The following is a 21,452-nucleotide window of genomic DNA, read 5'->3' as shown; positions in this document are numbered from 1 at the left end:
TTTATCGCGCGGCGCATCAACTATTGAAGATACACCCAACGGCCAAAAAGTGTACTCCCGTAATGCGATCCGACATAAAAATCTACAGAAAATAGATCCAGATCATCAAAACCACAGTTTGTTTTGAAGCGTTAGGCATGGCCGGAATTAACAACCATCAGCACATTGAGAATCCGGGTTGTTAAACAGGATACGCACCAGCAAACCACGTGCTTCACGCAGCGGATCATCGCCAATCGCCAACACCTTGCCGTCATGCGTAGCCGTGTATTCACGGATCACATCGCCAAAGGCATTACGTTGCACAGCAACTTTTTGCCCTTTGGTAACCATCTCGCCAACCTTAACCAGAATCTCGGCAAACCCACCGACTTCCGCACGGATCGAACTCATTTCGTTACCCACGTAGGTTTTCTGCTGCTGAGCCGTTGCCCCTAGCTCACCTGCCACCATCCCTTGCTGGATCATCAGGTTATGCACGCCCGTTACGCTACGTGCGATCAGTTCGGGCTGATACAGTTTCGGTTTGCCCACTTCGAGCGTAATCGCTGGGATCTTGTTTTCAACGAAAGTGGTTTCTACCGAGCCCTTTTCACCTGGATCGGCCTTAATCTGGTCGGCAGGGAACAGCTCGGCCATCTGTTTCACCTGTGGGTTGCGGTAGTCAGCATAGATGAACAGCGGATATTCAGTACCACGGCTTTGTGTATGCATGTCAACAAACATGCCAGCATTGCCTGCCCATAAGTTATTCCACAGCAGCCAGGCATGTTGTTCCGCAGTATTACCTTTCTCTTTGCCCGGCCAGATGCGGTTGAAGTCAACCATATCACCACCGTCGTTGACCAATTGCCAGTTACGGTTATTAGCCAGCATACCGGAAGGGTTAGCGCCGATGGCACCAACCACGCTGCCTTTCAGTTCGGCAGGGTTCAGCTTCTCGAACACCTGCTGTATCACCCGGATCCCGTTCAGTTCATCACCGTGGATTGCCGCTTGCAGACCCAATTTAGGGCCAGGCTGTGCGCCTTTGGCAACCATGATCGGCACATACCAGTGCTGGCTGATGCCGTTGCTGGCCCCTTGGAACATAAAGCGATAGACCTTGCCCGCTTCCAGATCGTCAACATCCAGCTTGCTGATCACCGGGTTGCCATCAATTTTATCACCGGTATAAACCGTTGCTGCCTGGGCGCTGAAAGCCCCCATCAATAACGCTGCCAACATCGTCACTTTATACATCGCCTGCCCCATTCGATATGGTTAAAAAAACCGCGTCCCTGAATCGCAGGAAAGCGGCAAGAAATTGTGTTTAAGCAAAACCTTTCAATGTGTTAAAAAACTAACGGTATCAACATATTGACTGCACCAGCCAGCGCCAGCCAAGGGCCGAACGCCAACGGTTGGCTCAGATCCTGCCGTGCCAGCCCACGCTGCAGCAACGTAAACAACAGCCCACTCCCCGCAGCCAGCAAAATCACCTGCGGCAAAGCCTGCCAACCTAACCAAGCCCCCAACGCCGCCAGCAATTTAAAATCGCCATAGCCAAGCGCCTCTTTGCCGGTCGCCAACTTGAATAGCCAGAACAGGCTCCAGAGACAGAGATACCCGGCCATTGCGCCGATCGTCGCCTGCTCCAACGGCACAAAAGTACCTTGCAGGTTGAGCAGCAGCCCCCCCCACAGCAGCGGCAGCGTCAGCACGTCTGGCAACAGTTGCGTGTGATGATCGATCACCGCCAGCGCCAGTAAAACAGACAGGAATATCCAAGCGCCGAATAATGGCATCCCTAGCGGCCAAGCCAGTGCAGCCAGCACAAACAGCAGCACCGTGGCCGCTTCAACCAGGGGATAACGCCAGGAAATGGCGGCACCGCAGCAACGGGCTTTGCCCTTTAGCCACAAAAAGCTCAACAGCGGAATGTTATCCCTGGCAGCCACCGGCTGCTGGCAATGCGGGCAACAAGAATGTGGCAACAGCAGGTTAAAACGTGGCAGCGGTTCAGGCAAAGGCTGGGCGAGTTGCAGCAGGGATTCCTGCTGCCAGCGCCTCTCCAACATCACGGGCAGGCGGTAAATCACCACGTTGAGAAAGCTGCCAACGATCGCCCCCAGCAGCCCCACAAAGCACAGCCAAAGCCAGGGGAAAGCGGCGGTAAAGTCCAATAACAAATTCACAGATTCTCCCTGTTGTGAGACATGTTCTTGCGGTTAAAACAGCTTTCCCTGAACCTGCCAGGCGATCTGGCCTTGGTCGTCGACGCGGCCCAACTGATTCATTAATGGTTTCATGACATCGGGCAACTGCGGCCCACTGCGCAACTGGCCGCTGAACTGATAGCGCCCGTCGAACCCGAGGCTGCCACGCCCCGTCAGGTTCAGGTGAGAGGAGTCCTGCTTGAGCACCAGCGCCAACGCGCCTTTAGCATCACAGCTTAATTGGGCCTGCACATTGCTCAGCAGCAATTCCCCTAACGGGGACGCCAACTGGGCATTCTGCCAGTTAGCCACGCCACCGCTGAGGCTCGAGCAGCCATGTGAACTGAACTCCCCCTGCTGCAGGCGCAGTTGCAGTTTACCCTGCGCGGTGATAGGCAAAGGCAGTGGCAACTGTTGCTGGACAAAACCGGCTGGCGCGGAAAGCTGCCATTGATACAGCTGCAGGCTCAGCCATCCGCGCAACGTGCCTGAACCTTGAATACCCTGCGGATCGTGCAGCGCCAGCCGCAGGGCTGGTTGCCAGGAAGACCAGGTAAATTGCCACTTCAACTCCGGCAATGTAACGTTACGCCAATTAAACTGGTGCAGGCTGCCCTGCCACAAGGAACCGGAGAAACTGCCAACGCGCATATCCGCTGGCAAAAAAACTCGCAGCAATTGTGCAGGCGCATACCACCCCAGCAGCAGCAGATAGCAAACCAACAGCAGTACGGCTTTTTTCGCTTTAGCGCCCATCGCTGCGTTCCAGCATCAGTTTGTTGACGGCAACCCATCCCGGTTTCGCGGACTGCGCTGCTACGTCGAGCGCCACGATCTGCACCCGATACTGCTGTTCCAGTTGCGTAAGCCAACGCATCAACTGGTTAAAATCGCTCGGTTCCAGCGTCACGGCCAAACGTTCACCCTGCGGTTGTATACGGGTGATGTTCATGCCCTGAGCGGCAGCACTGCGCGTGACCGTAGCCGATAAACTGAGGGGTTCTCCCGTAACTGGGCGCGCTCCTTGCTCGCGCAAGCGCGGTGCCTGTTCGGTCATCCAGGCAACAGTGCCCTTCTCACGGGCAATGGTACGCTGCCACTGTTCGGCCTGTTGTTGCCAAGGCAGCCACAATGCGTAATAGCACAGGCACAAGATAAGTAATACGCCACAGCCTAATACCAGTCCGCGCTCCCGGGGGCTGATCTGCAGCCAACGGCGCTTAAGTTCATTCATGCTGTATCCCCAGAATCAACCGGCTCTCTACCCCACCCGAGTTTTGCTTCACTTCACCCGGTTGCACCTGGTAGTGCTGCCCGGCACTCTGCTGAAACTGTTCCAAGGCCTGGAAAGAAGCCGCGTGCAGATCGACTCTCAGCTCTTTGCGGCTGGCATCATAGGCCAGCGTCTGCAAGCGAACCGCCGAGTTATCCGCCATCAGTTGCTGCAATTGGCGCATCTGTTCACTCAACCCGGCCTGTTCGCCAGGTTGCAGCTGCTGCAGGTGTTGCTGCATCTGGACGCGCGGGTTAATCACGTTTTTCTCAGTCGGGAACAGTTGCTGATACAGCCGCACGCTTTCCAGCCGCCAATGCTCAGCCTGCTGCCAAAGGCGGTAATGCGACAGCCCGGCATCCGCACCGACCAACAGCAGGTAGACCGCCAGTGCCAGCGCAGCTGGCCACCAAGGGCGTAACCCGGCACGCCACGGGCTGGAACGGGTAAACTCGCCCTGACGCAGATCGGCACCGGAATATTTCTCACCTTCTGCCGCCAGTTGCAGTAAATCGCGCTCTGGCCACACCCGCCATTCCGCCAAACCCGCAATCTGCGCTGGCGGCGTGGAGTAGCTTTCAATCACCTGCGGAGCCGATACCGCCAACAGTTCGGGCAGCCAGGATGATTCCACAATCATCCCCGCGTGCGCTTCGCGGCGGAATAACCATTGATCGTTCAGACGAACGGCGCTCCAACCGTCGGTCACCAACGGCATCATCAAAACATCGGGCAACATTGCCTGAACGCGGACCCCCAACTGCTCACAGCGGGCAATCCACTGTTGCATGGCGCTTTTCTCTACCACCGCAACGTCACAAGTCTCGCCGCTTTGCTGCAAAATGGCGAAGTGCAGGCGCTCAACCTCTGTTGCCAACTGCTCTTCCAGCATAAACGGCAGCACTTGCAAACTCTGGCGGCGGGCACGGCGCGGCAGCGTTACCTGATGGAAAGCGAACTCGCTCGCGGGCACCAGCACCCAGGCTGGATAGGTAGCCAGCAAACGGGCCAATTCAGGATCGGTTTCCCCCGTAGCCAGGCTGCCGTGCCGGTTACTGCCCGGCGAAGTCAATCGCCACAGCACCGGCTGCGCGTCGTCACTCGGCAAACGCAGGATCAACCGCACCTCACCACTGCGCTGTATGTTATCTATCAAGGCGTCACCATCATGCTTAATCCATATTTCCGCTGTACCACATGAAAATTATTGCCGGTCCTCTGCAATAAACTGTGCTGACTGAAATGGCTGTTCCCCATCAGCACGCTGAAATTAGCCAGGAAAAAGTCGCTTTTCACCGTCAGCATCGGTTTGACTGCCGTCGTATCAATCTCCTGACGTGGCAACTGGGCCAAAAATACCGTTACGCTGCTCCACCCTTCACGCGGGCGCTGCTGCAGCCATTGCTCTGCTTCAACGGGGTCAAGTTCCGTCAGAAATAGCGCCGCCAATAAAGGCGCTTGGGATTCACGCAGGGTGTTCACATTCACCAACAGCGTCTTGGTTGGCAACGCACACACATAAGGCAGCAACAATCGATACAGGTTTGTGTCAACACCATAAACGGTGCGCAATTCACTGACATCCTGCATCGGCTGATTGGCGGGCAGGTAGGGCACATCCAATGACATGTAGACCTCATCCTCTGCCCCACCGATGCCGGGTTCGTTGTCACTGTCGATCCAATCGCGCAGAGCGGCAGTCACCTGCGCGGCCTGCAACGGATCCACCTGCAGATTTTTCAGTAGCTGGAGAAAAACCTTGGCGGGATACGGCGTTGTTGTCTCATCCTGCCCACCCGCCCCCTGATTAATCGCATTAAGATTAAAACAGGCTTGAGCATCTACAATCTGCCCATGTAATTCCCCCCCTTCGACGGGGAAGCGGCGTTCGTCTTGCGCCCAGTTTTGGGCCAGATGGGTTTTCTCTGGTGAATCCAGCGTATCCATCTGCAGGATTTTACGGGCCAGAGTTTCTGCCGCGCGGCCATACCATTTTGCCTGCTGGTGATCCAACTGTGCCGCCGTGCGCAGATAAGTGCGCCCATTACGTTCAGCAATGGTGGCGGCAATCGTGACCATCAGGGCCAGGATCAGCAACACCACCAGCAGCGCCACACCTTTCTGCCGCGCCCTCATTCTGTCGCCCCTTCAGCGATTATAAACAGCCGGGTCAGTTCACCCACACCGGTCACCATCAGCGTCACCTCAATCCCTTGCGGTAACTTTGCCGTATTCTCCCAGCTATCCTGCCAGGCACCGTTGGCAAAAAAACGCAGACGAAAAGCACTGACACCACTGAGCACCACCTTAACCACTGGCGTTGCGCCCACTTGCGGATCTGCATGGGTATAGCTCAACCGTTCTAGCTGCTGAGCGCGCAGGCGATAACCGACATTCTGTAGCTCGGAACGGGGCAGCATCCCTAACGGGTTCTGCCAGCTATTGCGCATAAAAGAGACGGCCCAGTCCTCGCTCTCTAACTGGTAACGAGCGGCAGACAACAGGCTTTCGCTACCCCGGCTGTGCCGTGGAATAATCTGGCCGAAATCCGCGTCCATCTGCACAAAGGCCCGCTGCAGCTCTGCCAAACGCTCGACCTTGCTTTGGGAGACTTTGTCATTACGCACCACGCCCTGCAGCACCTGAAATGCGCTAATACTCAGCGCGGCAAAAATAGCCAACGCCAGCAACATTTCCAGCAGGGTAAAGCCTTGCATACGGCGGTTCATTCACGCACCACATAGCTGCGCAGAGAAACCACTGCCGCCGCATCTTCTTTTTTACGCCGGACTTCAACGTCCAGCGCACGCAGTTGGCTGATTTCGGTATCAACCCCGCGCCAGCGCAGATACCACTCTTCACCGGCAAAAGCGACGGTCTTGCCGCTCCAGCTTTTCTCGGGCCAAACCTTATCCAGGCGCAACTGCACCTGCTGATTATCCGCCAGCCAACTCGCAAATACTTTTTCTTCCATCCGGCCAATGCCGCTCGCCTGCTGTGCCGTGGTTTGCAACAGCGCCAATCCCGCCAGGGCAAACACCACCAGCGCCACCAACACTTCCAGCAATGTCATCCCACGCTGCGCTTTCACGGTGTGGCCTCATGTTCCGAGGTGCTAATCACCCCGGCCTCGTCAACCCGCAACCAGGCCTCCAGGCTGCTATCCTTACTCCTGAATACCAGAGTAAACGGCGTGACTTCACCGCCGGGCAGCAGCAAAATATCCGGCTCTGCTGCCGCTGCGTTCACAGGCGGCCACTCCTGCAAACCGGGATACTGCAACTCAAGTTGCAGATCATCCGGCAGTTCACTGCCTAAGGCCGAACGGCGCGGCTGCCAGGTTTGCCAGAAATACCCCTGCCAAATATCAGACCCCGCTGCCGAGGCGCTGTTTCCTGGCTGTTGCCGCTGCAACAGCTTGAACTCCCAGCCGTCTGGCCGCACCTGAATCCCCAGCAACCGACCATTTTGCTGGCTATCGTCCAAGGCAAAATCCAACTGGGCCTGAAAACGTACCAGCTGTTGTTGTGGGGTATTCCGCTGTGCGGCAGGAAATGACATCATCACCAGGCTGGCGGCACTGCCAATCAGCAGCACCACCAACATCATCTCCAGCAGCGTGAAGCCGCGCTGACGCACTACTTCTTGTTACCGATAGTCCAGTTGCCGATATCATCTTCGGTATCCGGCATACCGTCCGGCCCATAAGAGAAAATATCGATCTGACCATGCTGCCCAGGGCTCAGCAGTTGGTAATCGCCACCCCATGGATCCTGTGGCAGACGGCGAATGTAACCATCCTTCGGATAGTTGCGCGGCTCTGGCTGGGCAGACGGTTTGCTGACCAGCGCCTGCAACCCTTGTTCAGTGGTTGGGTAACGGCTGTTATCCAGCTTGTACATGTCCAATGCACTTTCAAGCGCCACCAGATCGCTGACCACTTTCTGGTGATCCGCTTTATCTTTGTTGCCCATCAGGTTAGGCACCACCAGGCTTGCCAGAATGCCCAGGATCACAATCACCACCATAATTTCCAGCAGGGTAAAGCCGCGCTGACGCTGTTGCCGCATGTTTCTCTCCGTTGATTGCAGATTAATCATTTACATACTCATCATGTTATTCAATTGCAGAATCGGTTGCAGGATCGCCAACACAATAAACAGCACTACGCCTGCCATGCTGACCACCAGCAGAGGCTCAAACAGCCCTAAGGCCAGCTGCATCTGGGCGGAAAATTCCCGATCCTGATTGTCTGCCGCCCGTTCCAGCATACTGTCCAGCTCGCCGCTGCGTTCGCCGCTGGCGATCATATGGCGCATCATCGGGGGAAACAGCGCCGTCTGCTCCAGCGCCCGATGCAGGCTGACCCCTTCGCGCACCGATTCGGTCGCGATAGCCAGTTGACGGCGGGCGTAATCATTGCTCAACACTTCACCGCTGATGCGCATCGCCTGCAGCAGCGGCACCGCACTGGCATTCAGGATGCTCAACGTGCGGGCATAGCGCGCCGTATTCAGGCCACGGGCAATGCGACCAATCACGGGTAAACGCAGCAATTGGCGGTGGAAGGCCACGCGTCGCGACGGCTGGCGCAGCAGCAAACGCATCAGCAAGACGCCCAGCAATATCACCAACAGCAGCCAAGGGCCAAAAGCACGTACGCCATCGCTCAACCCCATCAGTACGCGGGTTGACAGCGGCAGCGCCTGTTTCATATGGACAAACTGTTCCACCACCTTCGGCACCACGGCAGAAAGCAGAATGGCAATGACGCTGATAGCGACGACCGTCAGAACACAGGGGTAAATCATCGCTTGCAGGATGCGCGCACGCATCTGCTGGCGCTGCTCGGTGTAATCTGCCAGCCGGTTCAGCACCAGATCCAGGTGGCCGGAAGCTTCACCCGCTGCCACCATGGCGCAGTACAGGCGTTCAAAGCTGGCGGGAAATCCCCCCATCGCTTCTGCCAGCGAATGCCCTTCCAGCACTTTGGTGCGCACCGCCGCCATCAACGCACGCTGACGCGGCTTTTCACTCTGTTTTGCCACCGCATCCAGCGCTTCTTCCAACGGCAGCGAAGCGGCTACCAGCGTTGCCAGTTGCCGCGTGATCAACGCCAGATCGGCACTGCTGATACCGCGCTGCCACAAAGCGCGCTTGCCGCTGCGAGCCCGCTGGCGCTCGTCCTGCCCTTCTTCCAGGCTGACAGGCACCAATCCTTGCTCGCGCAGCAGTTGGCGGGCATGGCGGGCAGAATCGGCCTCTTGAACACCACGGCGCTTTTTGCCACGGCCATCTAACGCCTGGTAGTGGAACAGTGCCATATCACTCCTCTTCCTGTACCCGGCTTTCGGTGACGCGAACGACCTCTTCCCAACTGGTCTCCCCCGCCAGCACTTTTTCACGCCCGTCGCCACGCAGCGTCACATATTCATTACGCAATTGGCGGGCAATGCTCAGTTCACTTTCCCCCTGATGGATCGCCGCCCGCACCCGATCGTCAATCAGCAGCAATTCATGGATGCCCGTACGCCCGCGATAGCCGGTAAAACCGCACTTCTGGCACCCTTGCGCATGCCACAAAGGCGTGCCCACCGGGATCTCCATCTGCCGGGCCAGTTCAGGATCGGCCTCATAGGGCTGGCGACAATCAGGGCATAATGTGCGCACCAATCGCTGGGCCAACACGGCCAGCAGTGAAGTCGACAGCAGGAAAGGTTCGATCCCCATATCCTGCAAGCGTGACAGCGCCCCAAGCGCGCTGTTGGTATGCAGCGTGGAGAGCACCAGGTGGCCGGTCAGTGACGCCTGCACCGCGATCTGGGCGGTTTCGCCATCACGGATCTCCCCCACCAGTACCACGTCGGGATCCTGACGCAGAATGGCGCGCAAACCACGGGCGAAGGTCATATCCACTTTGGGGTTAACCTGCGTCTGGCCAATACCGTCCAGTTCATATTCGATCGGATCTTCGACCGTCATGATGTTACGTTCGCTGGCGTTCAAACGGCTCAGCGCCGCATACAGCGTGGTACTTTTGCCGGAACCGGTCGGGCCGGTCACCAGAATAATGCCGTGCGGGCGCTGGATCAGTTCATCGATCTGCCGCTGGTTTTGCGGTGACATACCAAGGGTGGCGAGATCGAGATTGACGCTGTTTTTATCCAGCAAACGCAGCACGATCCGCTCGCCATAGTTGGAAGGCAAGGTAGAGACACGCACGTCAATCGCACGGCCACCGATGCGCAGCGCCATGCGCCCATCCTGCGGAATACGTTTTTCGGCAATATCCAGCTTTGCCATCACTTTGATGCGCGAGATCAGCAACGATGCCAAACGCCGCTGCGGGCGCAGAATTTCGCGCAGAACGCCATCCACCCGGAAGCGGATCTGCAAATGGCGTTCGTAGGTTTCGATATGGATATCCGACGCTTTGTCCTTGATTGCCTCGGTCAGCATGGCGTTGATCAGGCGGATAATCGGTGCGTCGTCGTCGGCATCCAGTAAATCGTCGCTGTCGGGCAGCTCTTCGGCAAGAGTATAAAAATCCATTTCATTGCCGATATCGGCCATCATCCGCCGCGCTTCTTCCGAGTCACGCTGGTAGCTGAGCACCAGTTGTTTCTCAAACTCGTCTTCCGACAACCGGTTGACGGTCATACTGCCCCCAGCCACCCGGCGCGCCTCGAGCAAGGCACTGGCTGGCGTATCGGCGACGCAAAGCACCTGACACCCGGCGCTATCGCGCAACAGCAGAATACGCTGCGCGCACGCATAGGCAAATGGCAATTGAGGACGTAATTCGGCCACATCCGCCGGGGCATTGATCATTGAGCCCCTCGCTGATAAAACGCGCTGATCGCCGCATTGACCTGGCGGAAAGTGGATCCATTCTGGTCCGGAGGTAACCTCAGCACGTCGTTATTCAAGGTCACACCACGGGTTTCTTTACCGCGTAATTGTTCTTGCTCCTTACTGAACGCCTGATACTTATCTGACGAAGCATTACGGAAATCATCACGATCGCGGATGATCGTCGGCCGGATAAACAACATCAGATTACGCTTGGAAACCTGCTGGCTGTTGGAGCGGAACAGGTAGCCCAGCACCGGAATATCACCCAGCAACGGCACCTTGCTGGCACTGTCGTTCACCGTTTTATCCAGCAGACCACCCACCACTACCGTTTCTCCGCTGCCCACCAGCACGGCATTGTTGACCGTACGGGTATTGAAGGTTGGCCCCAGGCTAGCATTGTTGCCGGAGGCCGAATCCGCCACGCTGGAAACCTCTTGTTCGATCTCCAGCTGCACCGAATCCCCTTCGTTAATCTGTGGTTTAACCTTCAGCTTGATACCGACGGTTTTACGCTCCACGGTGTTGAAAATATTATCGCCGGAAGTGGTGCGCGAGCCCGACAGCACCGGCACTTCCTGGCCGACGTTGAAGGTGGCTTCCATATTGTCCAGCGTGACAATGCTCGGCGTCGCCAGAATATCGTTCTTGCTGCTGTTGGAAAGCGCGGTCAGCAGCATTGCCCAATTACCGCGATAAAAGCCTGCGGCAATGCCGTTAAAACTGCTCAACGCACTGGCAAAGGCGGTGTTGAGGGTGCCATCCTGATTGTATTGATTGACCCCGGCGATCGCGGTGGTGATCGGCAGACCAGTATTGGTGAACTGCGTTACCCCGGCGTGCTTGTTGGCCCACTGGATCCCCAGATTCAGGCCGTCAGCGTCCTGCACCTCGGCAATAATCGCTTCTACCAGCACCTGCGCGCGCCGGATATCCAACTGCGCAATAACCTTTTCCAGATCGCGGAGCACGTCGGGAGCCCCGGTCAGGATCAGGGCGTTGGTCTGCTCGTGGGCCTTGATGGTGACGTCTTTCCGCAACGCCACAGCAGGTTTGGCATTCTGCTGTTCGCTCTGAATGCTGGTGCTGACGCCGGTCAGTACCTCAACCAGATCGGTCGCTTTGGCGTATTTCAGATAAATGACTTTGGTATTCCCCTGCACCGCCTGTTCGCGATCCAGTTGCTTGATCATGGCGATAATCCGCTGGCGGGAATTAGGTTCACCGCTGACCAACACCGAGTTGGTACGTTCATCGGCCACCAGGCTGGCGGTCATCAGGCTGGGCATTGCCGACTTGCTGGCATCTTTGGTCAATTCTGTCACCAGCTTGACCACTTCGGCAGCCGAAGCATAAGCCAGCGGCACCGTCACCACGCTGCGATCCCCGACTTTGTCGACCCGCTCGACAATCGTCATCAGGCGGTTGATCACCGCTGCCCGCCCGGTCATCAGCAGCACGTTGGAAGGTTCATAGTGCACCACGCTGCCCGCTCCGGCATTGTCGTTAAGCTGGCGCAGCAACGGTGCCAGATCTCTGGCTGCCACGTTGTTGACCGGCACTACGCGGGTCACCACCTCATCGCCCTGCCCTGGTTCGGCATCGCTGGCCACTGGCACCGCCGCCGTTTTGGCGTCTTTCGAGCGCACCACTTTCAGCACGCCGTTGTGCATATCCACCACGGCAAAGCCGTAAACGTCCAGCACGCTGAGGAAAAACTGGTAGTACTGTTCCTCGTTCAGCATGTCATAGCTGCGCACGGTGATCGTGCCACGCACCGCAGGATCTATAATCACCGTTTTATTCAGGTTTTTACTGACGGTATTAATGAACTCCTGAATATCCGTGCCCTTGAAGCTGGCAGAAAACTCGGCGCTCCACCCTGACTTTGTCGCGAGCAGCGCGGTGGCCAGCACCAAAATGCGTAAGCTCCCAATCATCCCTTTGCTAAACAATTAATTATCTCCAAGAGCAACATAGATATCCTGCAATTGACCATCACGTTCGACGGTAAGATTCAGTTCACTGAGTTCTGGCAACTGTTTCAATGCCTGCTGAGCCTGTTGGGCATCACGCAGATCAAGGCCATTGAGGGCCACGGCCAGATCGTTTTCCCGCAGCCCAACCTGTTGGAACAATTCCCCTTGTACACCAGGATTCAAGCGATACCCGGTCAGTTTGTTATCCACCATCACAGGTGAAATATTCAGGTAGTTAAGAATATTTTGCGGTTCTTTTTGTAACTGCGCCTTGAGGTTAGCCGCCGTTGCCTGCGGTTTTTCGCTGTGCGCCTTGGCGGCCACAGGTGGTTCGCTGAACAGAAACAGCGACTCGTAGCGCCCTTGATAGCTGATCACTACCCGATCGGCAAAAATAGCCGCAATTTTTGCGTCGTACCCTGGGGTGTTATCCCCAATACCGAGGCTGAATTGCTTGCTGTCTTTGGCGATAATGGCGATCGAATGCGCAGAAACCGGGCTGGCAACGATGCCCGTAAGATTGATCTTGAGGGTTGAAGCGGGCGCATCACGCAGAGAGGAGTCCGCAGCGGCCTTGGCGCTGGCCGTAGAGGTCGGTGCAGCAGTGCCAAACAGGCTGAATCGATAGGCTTGTGCTTTACCGCTGCCAGCCGAGGTGGCTTGCGGTAAATCGGCTTTGGTCAAGCGTGTTTCAGGTAGTTCTGGTGGCAACCAAATGTGCCAGGTCAGCATCGCCAGTTGATTACAGATCAATAGCATAACGGCAAACAGTACCCATCGCGGCGTGAGCAGCCTGAAGGTTACCTCTCTGATTGACAAAGCCATCCCAGAAATTTGAATCATGCTTTCCTTTGCTATTTTGTTGACCCGAGTCACGAAACTCAACCCATGGTACATCATTATGATTAGCGCTGTTTATCAAAGACCTGCCGATGTGTGACCGGGATCTTGCGTAACAACGGCGCTTTTAAAGGCCTGCTGGTGAGTGACTCCTCTCAGCCCCGACTACTTTATACATACTCACATGACGAAAAAAATAATTATTTTTTACTGGGTGAATTATTCATCTTTCTGTTTTGCTAGCGATTTCTTGCTTTTTTGACCCGCATCATAATAATCGGCCTTTCACAGTTCGTCACCCCCTCTCAGTGGCTCTTCCTCCTGCTTCCTACGCCCCTTCTCCTCCTCTGGCGGGATGATGCTCCCCCCAGCCCCACACTATCTAATGCCTTGGCTTTACACATTAATACCATTTTTTACTTTCTATTACGTGAGTCTGATAGGGAATTTAGAATGCTGAAAGATACCTGTAATGCCCTACTCTTCGGTTCACTCATCTTACTGAGTGGCTGTGATAACAATAATGCACCTAATGTTAGCCCTAATACACCTGAAATACCGAGTACGCCGGAAACTCCGAGTACACCAGAAACGCCTGAAACTCCTGAGACACCCGAAAATCAGGAGCCTGTCGCACGGTTGCCAGATGTCGCCATACCTGGCGAAGCCATCACGGCAACCGGAAACCAAGCCGTGATCCATCTGGTCGATATTGCCGGTGTCACTAACCGAGCCGCCATTAATGACACCAGCAAGAACCTGTTCTTATGGAATAACGATGCGTGTGATTCGCTAGATAAAACCTCAAACGGCTGGGAAGATACCAGTATCACCCCGACGGGTAGCGATGCCTACGGCCCATACTGGGTACTGCCGTTAAACAAAACCACCGGCTGTATCAACTTTATCCTGCGTGATGGCACCAACAAGCTGATTGATGCAGATATGCGTGTCACCTTCAGCAATTTTCCCGATCGCACCGTGTCGGTCCTTGCGGGTAGCAATACGGTGTACGACACCCGTGCCGATGCTTTCCGCGGAGCTTTTGGGGTCGCGCTGGCAGAAGCACATTGGGTCGACAAACAAACCCTGCTTTGGCCTGCCGGAAAAGATCAGCCGATCGTGCGCCTGTACTACAACCACAGCAGCAAAGTCGCCGCCAACAGCCAAGGGCAATTTACCGATCGCTATTTCTCGTTGACGCCGACCACCATCAGCCAGGAAACCCGCGCGCGTTTCCCGCACCTTGCCAATTATGCGGCGTTTAAACTGCCCGATGACGCCAACGTCGATGAGTTGCTGACTGATGAAACAGTCGTGCTGGCCACCGATCAGAGCGGGATCCTCCGTTCGGCCACCCAGGTACAAACTGCGGGTGTGTTGGACGATCGTTTCGCCAACGCTGCCGAGAAACTGGAGTATGGCGCACTGGTGAACGGTTCTGGTGTGAGCTTCCGCCTGTGGGCCCCCACCGCCCAACAGGTTGAACTGGTGCTCTACAGCGCAGATAAAAAAGTGATTGGCAGCCAGCCAATGACCCGGGATAGCGAATCCGGTGCCTGGTCGTATCAGGGCGGCAGCGAGCTCAAAGGGGCTTTCTATCGTTATGCCCTGACGGTCTACCATCCGCAATCGCGCAAAGTCGAGCAGTATGAAGTCACCGATCCTTACTCGCATAGCCTCTCAACCAATTCCGAGTTCAGCCAGGTGGTGGATCTCAATGACAGCGAGTTAAAACCGGATGGCTGGGACAGCCTGAGCATGCCGCATCCACAGGCCACTCAAGCCGATATTGCCCGTATGGTGATCCACGAATCCCATATCCGCGATCTTTCAGCCTGGGATCAGACGGTGCCCGAATCCTTGCGTGGCAAGTATCTGGCGCTGACCGCCGCCGACAGCAATATGGTGAAACACCTGAAACAACTGTCACAATCAGGGGTGACACACATTGAATTACTGCCGGTGTTTGATTTGGCAACCGTCAATGAGTTCACCGATAAAGTGGCGGATCTGCCGCAACCGTTCAGCCGCCTGTGTGAACTGAACAGCGCCGTGAAGCAAAGCCGCTTTGCTGATTACTGCAACAGTGCCTCCACCATTGGTGACGTGCTCAACGAGCTGAAGAAAGACGATAGCAAAGACAATCCGCAAGTGCAGGAATTGAACAGCTACGTGTCACAGACCGACTCCTATAACTGGGGTTACGATCCTTTCCACTACACGGTGCCGGAAGGATCTTACGCCACCAATCCGGAAGGTACGCTGCGAATCAAAGAGTTCCGCACCATGGTGCAGACCATCAAGCAGCAGTTGGGGATGAACGTGATTATGGACGTGGTCTACAACCACACCAATGCTGCGGGCCCAACCGATCGCACCTCAGTACTGGATAAGATCGTGCCTTGGTATTACCAGCGCTTGAACGAATCGACCGGCAGCGTGGAATCAGCAACCTGTTGCTCTGATTCTGCACCGGAACACCGCATGTTCGCCAAGCTGATTGACGACTCTTTGGTGGTTTGGAGCCGAGACTATAAGATCGATGCCTTCCGTTTCGATCTGATGGGTTACCACCCGAAAGCACAGATCCTGGCAGCGCGTGAGCAAGTCAGAGCGGTAAATCCTGAGGTTTATTTCTTTGGCGAAGGTTGGAACTCCGGGCAGGAAGATCGCTTCGAGATCGCCTCACAAATCACCCTGAAAGGTACCGGGATCGGCACCTTCTCCGATCGTCTGCGTGATGCTGTGCGCGGCGGTGGCCCTTTTGACTCTGGTGATGCGTTGCGGCAAAACCAAGGTTTAGGCAACGGAGCAGGCGTGCTAGCCAATGAAAAGAGCGGGCAAACGGCAGATAACGTGCGCCACTTGGCCGATCTGACGCGCGTGGGGATGGCGGGTAACCTGGCCGATTTCTTGCTGATCGATAAAGACGGTAACCTGAAGAGAGGTAGCGAGATTGACTATAACGGTGCCATCGGCGGCTATGCCAGCGATCCGACCGAGGTGATCAACTATGTCTCCAAGCACGACAACCAAACCCTGTGGGACATGATCAGCTACAAAGCCGCCAAAGAAGCCGATCTGAATACGCGCGTGCGGATGCAGGCGGTGTCTCTGGCCACGACAATGTTGGGGCAAGGGTTAGCCTTTGATCAGCAAGGATCCGAGTTGCTGCGCTCCAAATCCTTCACCCGCGATTCCTACGATGCCGGTGACTGGTTTAACCGCGTGGATTACAGCTATCAGGACAATAACTACAACGTGGGTATGCCGCGTATCAGTGATGACGGCAGCAATTACGATGTGATTAGCAGCGTAAAAGATGCGGTGGCCACACCTGGCCAAAGTGAAATAACCCAAATGACCGCGTTCTATCAGGAACTCACACAGTTACGCCGCTCTTCTCCGCTGATCACGTTGGGTAGTGGCAGCGAAGTGATGAAACGTGTGGATTTCCGCAATACCGGTGCCGATCAGCAGCTCGGGTTGCTGGTGATGACTATTGATGATGGCACCCTGGCGGGCAGCGATCTCGATCCGCAGGCCGATGCGCTGGTGGTGGTGATTAACGCCGCCCCCGAAGCCCGGACTATCCATGATTTTGTGGGGCAAAACCTCAGCCTGAGTACGCTTCAACAAACATTAGGGGCCGCCTCGCTGGCATCAGGTATTGATATTGCGGGTGATGGCAGTATCACCATTCCGGCATGGTCCGTTGCGCTGCTGGTGAAACCTCAAGGAGCAGAGCAAGGCTCGGGGATTCCTGTCAGCAGTAAATAAATCCGCTACATCGGGCCACCTCTGGGTGGCCCTTCTCTTTCTGCACTGACCCACCGGAAAACCAAAAATACACGCTGGGCGCTCTTGACCCGCGTCTGACAGACGGATAATTTCTGTGGTTGATGTTGTCAGCCGTCTGATAGTTTTTTTACTACCAGCAAAATATGACATGGCCTCGAGCTGTGGCGAAATTGCATTAACTCAAAGGTTCAGGGATGTGGACAATCAAACGGAGCTAACACCACCCGTCAGGGCTCGCACCGCCAAGGGAATATTTATTCCCCGCTATCTGCTACCTATCTATGCGCTGCTGTTTATCGCGTTTGGCTGGTTTGCCGGAGAACGCTGGCACACCAATCCACAGCTTGAGCACCCCGTAACGGTGCTTGCGCAGGCGGTCCCCTCGGCTATAGCGCAGCCTCTTCCTGTACCAGCTAAACCCGCTGCTGCGCCTGTAACCGAAAAAAGCCCGGTAGACCCCAAGAGCGCCAGCGTGCCAGATGCCCCGCCAGAAACGCTGGCCCGCGATGAACTTCCCCCGTTACGTTACAGCGCGCACGTTTACGCTTCGGAAGACGGCAAACGCAGCATCACGCTGAACGGTCAGCGCTATCATGAAGGCGATAGCCCAGCCCCTAACCTGATCATCGAACAGATTCAGCAGGATGTGACTATCTTCAATTTCAATGGTGAAGTTTTCACGCTTGATGCGCTGGAGGATTGGCCCGGCGGCAAAGTTGACGTCGCCAACCCCAGCGAACCATAAAACCGGAACGCCCCGCACAGAAGATTCCGCCGATGACGTTAACCTTCTGTGCGCAGTTCGTTAGTGAAAGGCGCTAGCAGGCTGTTAAAGCTGCTGCATTTTGTCTGCTCAGGCGTGCTGTCTCGGGTCAGGCTCTGATAAATTGCGTCGCTGCGCTGAGGCAAAGCAGTGTAATCCGACGGGTTCCAGCCGCGCTGTTTTGCCACTTTATTCGCCACCTTTTCGATGACCGCATCCCCCGGCAAATCACTACGATTGCATTTGTTCTTGAGGTATTTAGTGCCAGCAATCACCGAAGCAAGCTGTTCAACCTGCTCATTAAGGGGTACTGATTTATTCTGGTTTGCCGAGCGTGGCTGCTGACACCCAACCAGTCCCAAAAGAAACAGCATAGGCACAGCACGTATAATCGGAGATAACCGCATGATAAGAATCATCTTATTTTAATTAACCGACTTCTATTCTACCAAATCCCCCTGCACTGTCACTTGTCTCGGGAAAAGTTTTTCTTTTGCTGTTGAGGCATTTTCATCCTGATCCAATTGAAAACCTGTATTAACCGCTCGATCACAGCCCGACAGACAATCACTTCAAAGCGTTAGCGGCGAGCCATCGCTTTCCATTCCCGAACAAAACTCGATTCTGTGCTCACGTAATGTAGTACAGCGCACAAAAAACATACGGTGGATACCCGAAATATAAGAGCGCACCTGATTACTACGCACCACCAGCAGGTATTCGTCAGCGTGGCATTGTGCCTTTCTCTGCTCCACGTAGGCCAGTAGGTCTTTATTCAGGCTCGGGCCGGGAATCCCCGACGTTGTGGATGTTGATAAAAACACTTTGCAACTGCCTGCGCTACCGAGAAAAACCTCCTGTCGAGCAAAAGAGTTGGTGGTGTACATGGTGATACCAATACCCAGGACAAACACAAACCCGGTAAGCGCAACAATGACTCCCCAGCCATAACGCTTCTTAGTGGCGGCAGGTGCTGCCACCGGAGGCGCGGATGCGGGCTCTGGTGCGCTATCAACTTCAGACTGGGTTTCCACAATCTCATCACTGGTGGCTACCTGTTCATCCAGTTCGTTTTCCATTTCCTCATCAAAGAGTTCTGCCGAATGAGTTGGCACGTAACTTTGAGTAAAAGGCTCATTATCTGCTTCGCTGGATTCGATCAGGATCTCCTGACGCAGCATAAAACCCAGTTTAGGTACGGTAGCGATCACTTCATCATCTATCCCCATCACCTTGATCACCCGGCGTAATTTGCTGACGCACTGATTAAGGTTGTTGTTACTGGAGATCATGCCGTAATCGTCCCACACCTTTTTGAATATCACTTCACGGTTGACGGGCTCACCATGTTGAGCAATCAATAGCAGCAGTAAGCGCTTGGTTGGGTTCGAAAGTGGAATAGGGTCGTCTGATAAATCACTCGGCCCTAGCGTTCCTGCATCAGCGTCAAAAAGAACACTGTCATTGAATCTATATTTCATGCTCTATCCGATTTATCTTAGGAAGATGGAATAATTCTGGCAGAAATCGCTAATAAATCATCAGCGAGCCACTAAAAAAAATCGGCCAAAAACAAACCACAGCGCTTTTCTGCGCAACACCTTTCATTGTAGCCGCGCCAATCTCTGGCATTGTTAGCGCCAAGCGGTCACAATGCCGTTCCACTTATTTGTAAGCAGGGAATCCGATGCTTTGCTACTACCCCGCCCACTACGCTTTCGACGATGAAAGCGATACTTGGCAGATTACCTTGCGTGACTTTCCACAGCAGTTGGCCGCTTGCTACAAACGTGAAGATGTTGAACTGGAAACCCAGGAAAGCCTGCTGACGGCGATCGCCATTGCAATGGAGGAAGGCCGCCAAGTACCACCACCTTCTACACTACAGGCCGAAGAGATAGCGGTTCATCTGCCGGTGTTGGTCAAACTCAAGCTGGAACTGCATAACCGGATGCTGAGTGGCGGTACATCAAAAGCGGTGCTGGCACGCCAGATGGGGTTGAACGGCGCACAGGTCGATCGGTTGCTGGATATCGCTTATGCCTCAAAAGTGGAGGCCCTTGAACAGGCACTGTTCCTGTTAGGCTGTGAAGTACATATTTCCGTAACGGAAATTCGCAAGCCATCGGCTGCCAATATCTGATAATAGAAGGCACAGATTCGCCGATCTGTGCCTATGTTGCGTTTACAGCGCTATTTGCCCGGCATCATGCGTTGTAACGTATTATCACCACGCAGATAATGGTGATAAAGCGCTGCCAACGTGTGGGCACCGATGATGAAATAACCGGTATTGGCCAAGGTTTCGTGCGTCTCTTTAATCAAGCTACGCATCCCTGGATCAGGGGTTACCCACTGCGGTACCTGCCAGCCCAGCAGTACCCACTCTTTTCCACCGTAAGCCAATGCCAGCATCCCCAGGATCGGCAAAGATAAAAACAGCAGATACAGCAACCAGTGGAATACTTTCGCCCCCAAAGCCTGCATGGCCTCTAGCGGCGGCGTAATCGGTGGCACCGTATTCAATTGGCGTAAACAGAGCCGGATAATCATCAGCAAAAAAACGGACAGACCAAAATTAAAGTGTAAATTTTTGATCAGATCAATGTTGTCTTCAGGAACCCAATCTTTCAATAACATGGCGCTGTACGTCAGAATAATCATCAACAGCGTTAACCAGTGCAGAATAATTTGCGATTTAGCAAAACGCGTGACCATAGCTCAACCTCTTCCAATCAATGAAACAATACCGGCTTATACCCAAAGTAATTCGAGTTGCTTGACGGGTATAAACATAGCCTGAAAATGATGAAGAGAACCTTAATAAAAATAAATATCCTCCGGCATAGCCGGAGGTTTTTCATATGCGCCTGTAAGGCTCTCTTACCTGCCGCGCCCTAACAAGCGCATTACTACCTCACATTTGCATTACTTCTGTTACTTACTGCCCGTAAACGGGCTACATCAATGTAAGGGCGACTGTACTTACCACCACATCTTTCTATACACATATCTTCCTTAGCGCATATGACAGTTTCCTTTGTACTTACCCCCCAAGACACTGAATAAGTAACGTGGTGGTACTTCTCTCATTCATCGGGTATGCGCTAAGCCTTTCTCATCAACTATTAGCGGTTTATCTATCTCCAGAGGTGCTTTGTTGCTACCTGACCACAAGCGTTACTGGCCATTAAAAGAGCCGACTCAAAGCTGGAAGCTTTACGGAACCCCCAGCCTAGCTGGGGGTTTTCTGAATAAAAGAAAAAACCGGAGATTTCCTCCGGTTTCAGACTGCAGACAAAGTTAGATATTAGGGAGAGCGTGTCGAAGGGGTCGTAGCGGCGTAAGACGCCGGAGCGCCCCTCGGTGCGCTAGGCCCGGGTATCTCGGGTTAAAAGACCACTTCGCCATCAATCTCAGCTGCTCATCCAATAACAGAGGTTAAACCGCAGGCGGCTCTTCTTCACCTTCGTCTTCTTCTGCAGGTTTACGCCGTTTACCCACATAGAAACGGGCAGAAAATACCCCTACCTCAAAGAGCAGGTACATTGGTATCGCCAGCAGGGTTTGCGAGAACACGTCCGGCGGCGTTAACAACATACCCACTACAAAGGCCCCAACCAGCACATATGGGCGTTTCTTGCGTAGATCATCCGGCGTTGTCACACCGCTCCAGCACAGCAGAACGATGGCCACTGGCACCTCAAACGCCACGCCAAACGCCATAAACAGCGCCATGA

The 21,452-nt window shown here is 54.7% G+C and carries 21 protein-coding genes; 3 read left to right on the top strand and 18 right to left on the bottom strand.

Going from position 1 to position 21,452, the window contains the following annotated elements; all coding sequences use genetic code 11:
- Positions 1-147: 147 nt before the first annotated feature.
- The 14 genes from IV04_RS23480 to gspC all read right to left on the bottom strand — a co-directional run bounded on the left by IV04_RS23480 (position 148) and on the right by gspC (position 13,148).
- Entirely contained in the window at positions 148-1,242 is a 1,095-nt protein-coding gene (locus IV04_RS23480) for a succinylglutamate desuccinylase/aspartoacylase family protein (protein ID WP_051916958.1), read from the bottom strand.
- Between the two features lie 92 nt (positions 1,243-1,334).
- On the bottom strand, positions 1,335-2,177 hold the full coding sequence (locus tag IV04_RS23475; protein WP_037404549.1) for an A24 family peptidase: 843 nt from the start codon (positions 2,175-2,177) through the stop codon (positions 1,335-1,337).
- Positions 2,178-2,210: 33 nt separating this feature from the next.
- Positions 2,211-2,954, bottom strand: coding sequence for a type II secretion system protein N (locus IV04_RS23470; protein WP_037404550.1), 744 nt, complete (start codon positions 2,952-2,954; stop codon positions 2,211-2,213).
- Positions 2,944-3,432 (bottom strand): type II secretion system protein GspM, encoded by a 489-nt coding sequence (gene gspM, locus IV04_RS23465; RefSeq protein WP_037404552.1) that lies wholly within the window; start codon positions 3,430-3,432, stop codon positions 2,944-2,946. The genes IV04_RS23470 and gspM overlap by 11 nt, the downstream gene beginning before the upstream one ends.
- Positions 3,425-4,627 carry a type II secretion system protein GspL gene (gene gspL / locus IV04_RS23460; protein WP_231566332.1) on the bottom strand — a complete coding sequence of 401 codons (1,203 nt, stop codon included), beginning with the start codon at positions 4,625-4,627 and terminating at the stop codon, positions 3,425-3,427. The genes gspM and gspL overlap by 8 nt, the downstream gene beginning before the upstream one ends.
- Positions 4,624-5,607 carry a type II secretion system minor pseudopilin GspK gene (gene gspK / locus IV04_RS23455; protein WP_037404553.1) on the bottom strand — a complete coding sequence of 328 codons (984 nt, stop codon included), beginning with the start codon at positions 5,605-5,607 and terminating at the stop codon, positions 4,624-4,626. The genes gspL and gspK overlap by 4 nt, the downstream gene beginning before the upstream one ends.
- Positions 5,604-6,200, bottom strand: coding sequence for a type II secretion system minor pseudopilin GspJ (gene gspJ, locus IV04_RS23450; protein WP_072010963.1), 597 nt, complete (start codon positions 6,198-6,200; stop codon positions 5,604-5,606). Before gspJ ends, gspK begins: the two co-directional genes overlap by 4 nt.
- A complete protein-coding gene (gene gspI / locus IV04_RS23445) occupies positions 6,197-6,562 on the bottom strand; it encodes a type II secretion system minor pseudopilin GspI (RefSeq protein ID WP_037404554.1) in 366 nt (121 codons plus the stop codon). The genes gspJ and gspI overlap by 4 nt, the downstream gene beginning before the upstream one ends.
- Positions 6,559-7,110: a type II secretion system minor pseudopilin GspH gene (gene gspH, locus IV04_RS23440; protein WP_037404555.1), complete on the bottom strand. Its 552-nt coding sequence runs from the start codon at positions 7,108-7,110 to the stop codon at positions 6,559-6,561. Before gspH ends, gspI begins: the two co-directional genes overlap by 4 nt.
- Complete coding sequence (gene gspG, locus IV04_RS23435; protein ID WP_037404556.1) at positions 7,110-7,541, bottom strand: type II secretion system major pseudopilin GspG; 432 nt, start codon at positions 7,539-7,541, stop codon at positions 7,110-7,112. The genes gspH and gspG overlap by 1 nt, the downstream gene beginning before the upstream one ends.
- 30 nt (positions 7,542-7,571) lie before the next feature.
- Positions 7,572-8,795 carry a type II secretion system inner membrane protein GspF gene (gspF, locus tag IV04_RS23430; RefSeq protein ID WP_037404557.1) on the bottom strand — a complete coding sequence of 408 codons (1,224 nt, stop codon included), beginning with the start codon at positions 8,793-8,795 and terminating at the stop codon, positions 7,572-7,574.
- A 1-nt stretch (position 8,796) separates the two neighbouring features.
- Entirely contained in the window at positions 8,797-10,302 is a 1,506-nt protein-coding gene (gene gspE, locus IV04_RS23425) for a type II secretion system ATPase GspE (RefSeq protein ID WP_037404559.1), read from the bottom strand.
- A complete protein-coding gene (gene gspD / locus IV04_RS23420; protein WP_037404569.1) occupies positions 10,299-12,266 on the bottom strand; it encodes a type II secretion system secretin GspD in 1,968 nt (655 codons plus the stop codon). The genes gspE and gspD overlap by 4 nt, the downstream gene beginning before the upstream one ends.
- A 15-nt stretch (positions 12,267-12,281) precedes the next feature.
- Entirely contained in the window at positions 12,282-13,148 is an 867-nt protein-coding gene (gene gspC / locus IV04_RS23415; RefSeq protein ID WP_231566334.1) for a type II secretion system protein GspC, read from the bottom strand.
- 450 nt (positions 13,149-13,598) lie between these two features.
- On the opposite strand from gspC, the gene pulA reads away from it, so the two are divergent.
- Together pulA and gspB are read left to right on the top strand one after the other, a co-directional pair.
- Positions 13,599-16,928: a pullulanase-type alpha-1,6-glucosidase gene (gene pulA / locus IV04_RS23410; RefSeq protein WP_037404560.1), complete on the top strand. Its 3,330-nt coding sequence runs from the start codon at positions 13,599-13,601 to the stop codon at positions 16,926-16,928.
- Between the two features lie 217 nt (positions 16,929-17,145).
- Positions 17,146-17,694 carry a type II secretion system assembly factor GspB gene (gspB, locus tag IV04_RS23405; RefSeq protein WP_037404561.1) on the top strand — a complete coding sequence of 183 codons (549 nt, stop codon included), beginning with the start codon at positions 17,146-17,148 and terminating at the stop codon, positions 17,692-17,694.
- 38 nt (positions 17,695-17,732) lie between these two features.
- Here gspB and gspS read toward each other — a convergent pair whose 3' ends face one another.
- Complete coding sequence (gene gspS / locus IV04_RS23400; RefSeq protein ID WP_231566335.1) at positions 17,733-18,086, bottom strand: type II secretion system pilot lipoprotein GspS; 354 nt, start codon at positions 18,084-18,086, stop codon at positions 17,733-17,735.
- 198 nt (positions 18,087-18,284) lie between these two features.
- Entirely contained in the window at positions 18,285-19,193 is a 909-nt protein-coding gene (locus IV04_RS23395; RefSeq protein ID WP_037404563.1) for a winged helix-turn-helix domain-containing protein, read from the bottom strand.
- 206 nt (positions 19,194-19,399) lie between these two features.
- Here IV04_RS23395 and IV04_RS23390 point away from each other — a divergent pair, with 206 nt between their 5' ends.
- A complete protein-coding gene (locus tag IV04_RS23390; protein WP_037404564.1) occupies positions 19,400-19,855 on the top strand; it encodes an antitoxin HicB in 456 nt (151 codons plus the stop codon).
- A 50-nt stretch (positions 19,856-19,905) separates the two neighbouring features.
- Here IV04_RS23390 and IV04_RS23385 read toward each other — a convergent pair whose 3' ends face one another.
- Together IV04_RS23385 and IV04_RS23380 are read right to left on the bottom strand one after the other, a co-directional pair.
- Complete coding sequence (locus IV04_RS23385) at positions 19,906-20,430, bottom strand: cytochrome b (protein WP_037404565.1); 525 nt, start codon at positions 20,428-20,430, stop codon at positions 19,906-19,908.
- 723 nt (positions 20,431-21,153) lie between these two features.
- On the bottom strand, positions 21,154-21,452 hold a 299-nt coding region (locus tag IV04_RS23380; protein WP_037441590.1), incomplete at its 5' end, for a twin-arginine translocase subunit TatC.

Source organism: Serratia sp. Ag1 (genome assembly GCF_000743355.1).
GTDB lineage: Bacteria > Pseudomonadota > Gammaproteobacteria > Enterobacterales > Enterobacteriaceae > Chania.
The sequence above is the reverse complement of the archived record's forward strand: the minus strand, read 5'-3'. Positions and strand labels throughout refer to the sequence as shown.

Coding starts and splice junctions, on each gene's coding strand:
- IV04_RS23480 (WP_051916958.1), bottom strand. CDS start 1,242: ATGTATAAAGTGACGATGTTGGCAGCGTTATTGATGGGGGCTTTCAGC.
- IV04_RS23470 (WP_037404550.1), bottom strand. CDS start 2,954: ATGGGCGCTAAAGCGAAAAAAGCCGTACTGCTGTTGGTTTGCTATCTG.
- gspM (WP_037404552.1), bottom strand. CDS start 3,432: ATGAATGAACTTAAGCGCCGTTGGCTGCAGATCAGCCCCCGGGAGCGC.
- gspK (WP_037404553.1), bottom strand. CDS start 5,607: ATGAGGGCGCGGCAGAAAGGTGTGGCGCTGCTGGTGGTGTTGCTGATC.
- gspJ (WP_072010963.1), bottom strand. CDS start 6,200: ATGAACCGCCGTATGCAAGGCTTTACCCTGCTGGAAATGTTGCTGGCG.
- gspG (WP_037404556.1), bottom strand. CDS start 7,541: ATGCGGCAACAGCGTCAGCGCGGCTTTACCCTGCTGGAAATTATGGTG.
- gspF (WP_037404557.1), bottom strand. CDS start 8,795: ATGGCACTGTTCCACTACCAGGCGTTAGATGGCCGTGGCAAAAAGCGC.
- gspE (WP_037404559.1), bottom strand. CDS start 10,302: ATGATCAATGCCCCGGCGGATGTGGCCGAATTACGTCCTCAATTGCCA.
- gspD (WP_037404569.1), bottom strand. CDS start 12,266: ATGATTGGGAGCTTACGCATTTTGGTGCTGGCCACCGCGCTGCTCGCG.
- gspC (WP_231566334.1), bottom strand. CDS start 13,148: ATGATTCAAATTTCTGGGATGGCTTTGTCAATCAGAGAGGTAACCTTC.
- pulA (WP_037404560.1), top strand. CDS start 13,599: ATGCTGAAAGATACCTGTAATGCCCTACTCTTCGGTTCACTCATCTTA.
- gspS (WP_231566335.1), bottom strand. CDS start 18,086: ATGCTGTTTCTTTTGGGACTGGTTGGGTGTCAGCAGCCACGCTCGGCA.
- IV04_RS23395 (WP_037404563.1), bottom strand. CDS start 19,193: ATGAAATATAGATTCAATGACAGTGTTCTTTTTGACGCTGATGCAGGA.
- IV04_RS23390 (WP_037404564.1), top strand. CDS start 19,400: ATGCTTTGCTACTACCCCGCCCACTACGCTTTCGACGATGAAAGCGAT.
- IV04_RS23385 (WP_037404565.1), bottom strand. CDS start 20,430: ATGGTCACGCGTTTTGCTAAATCGCAAATTATTCTGCACTGGTTAACG.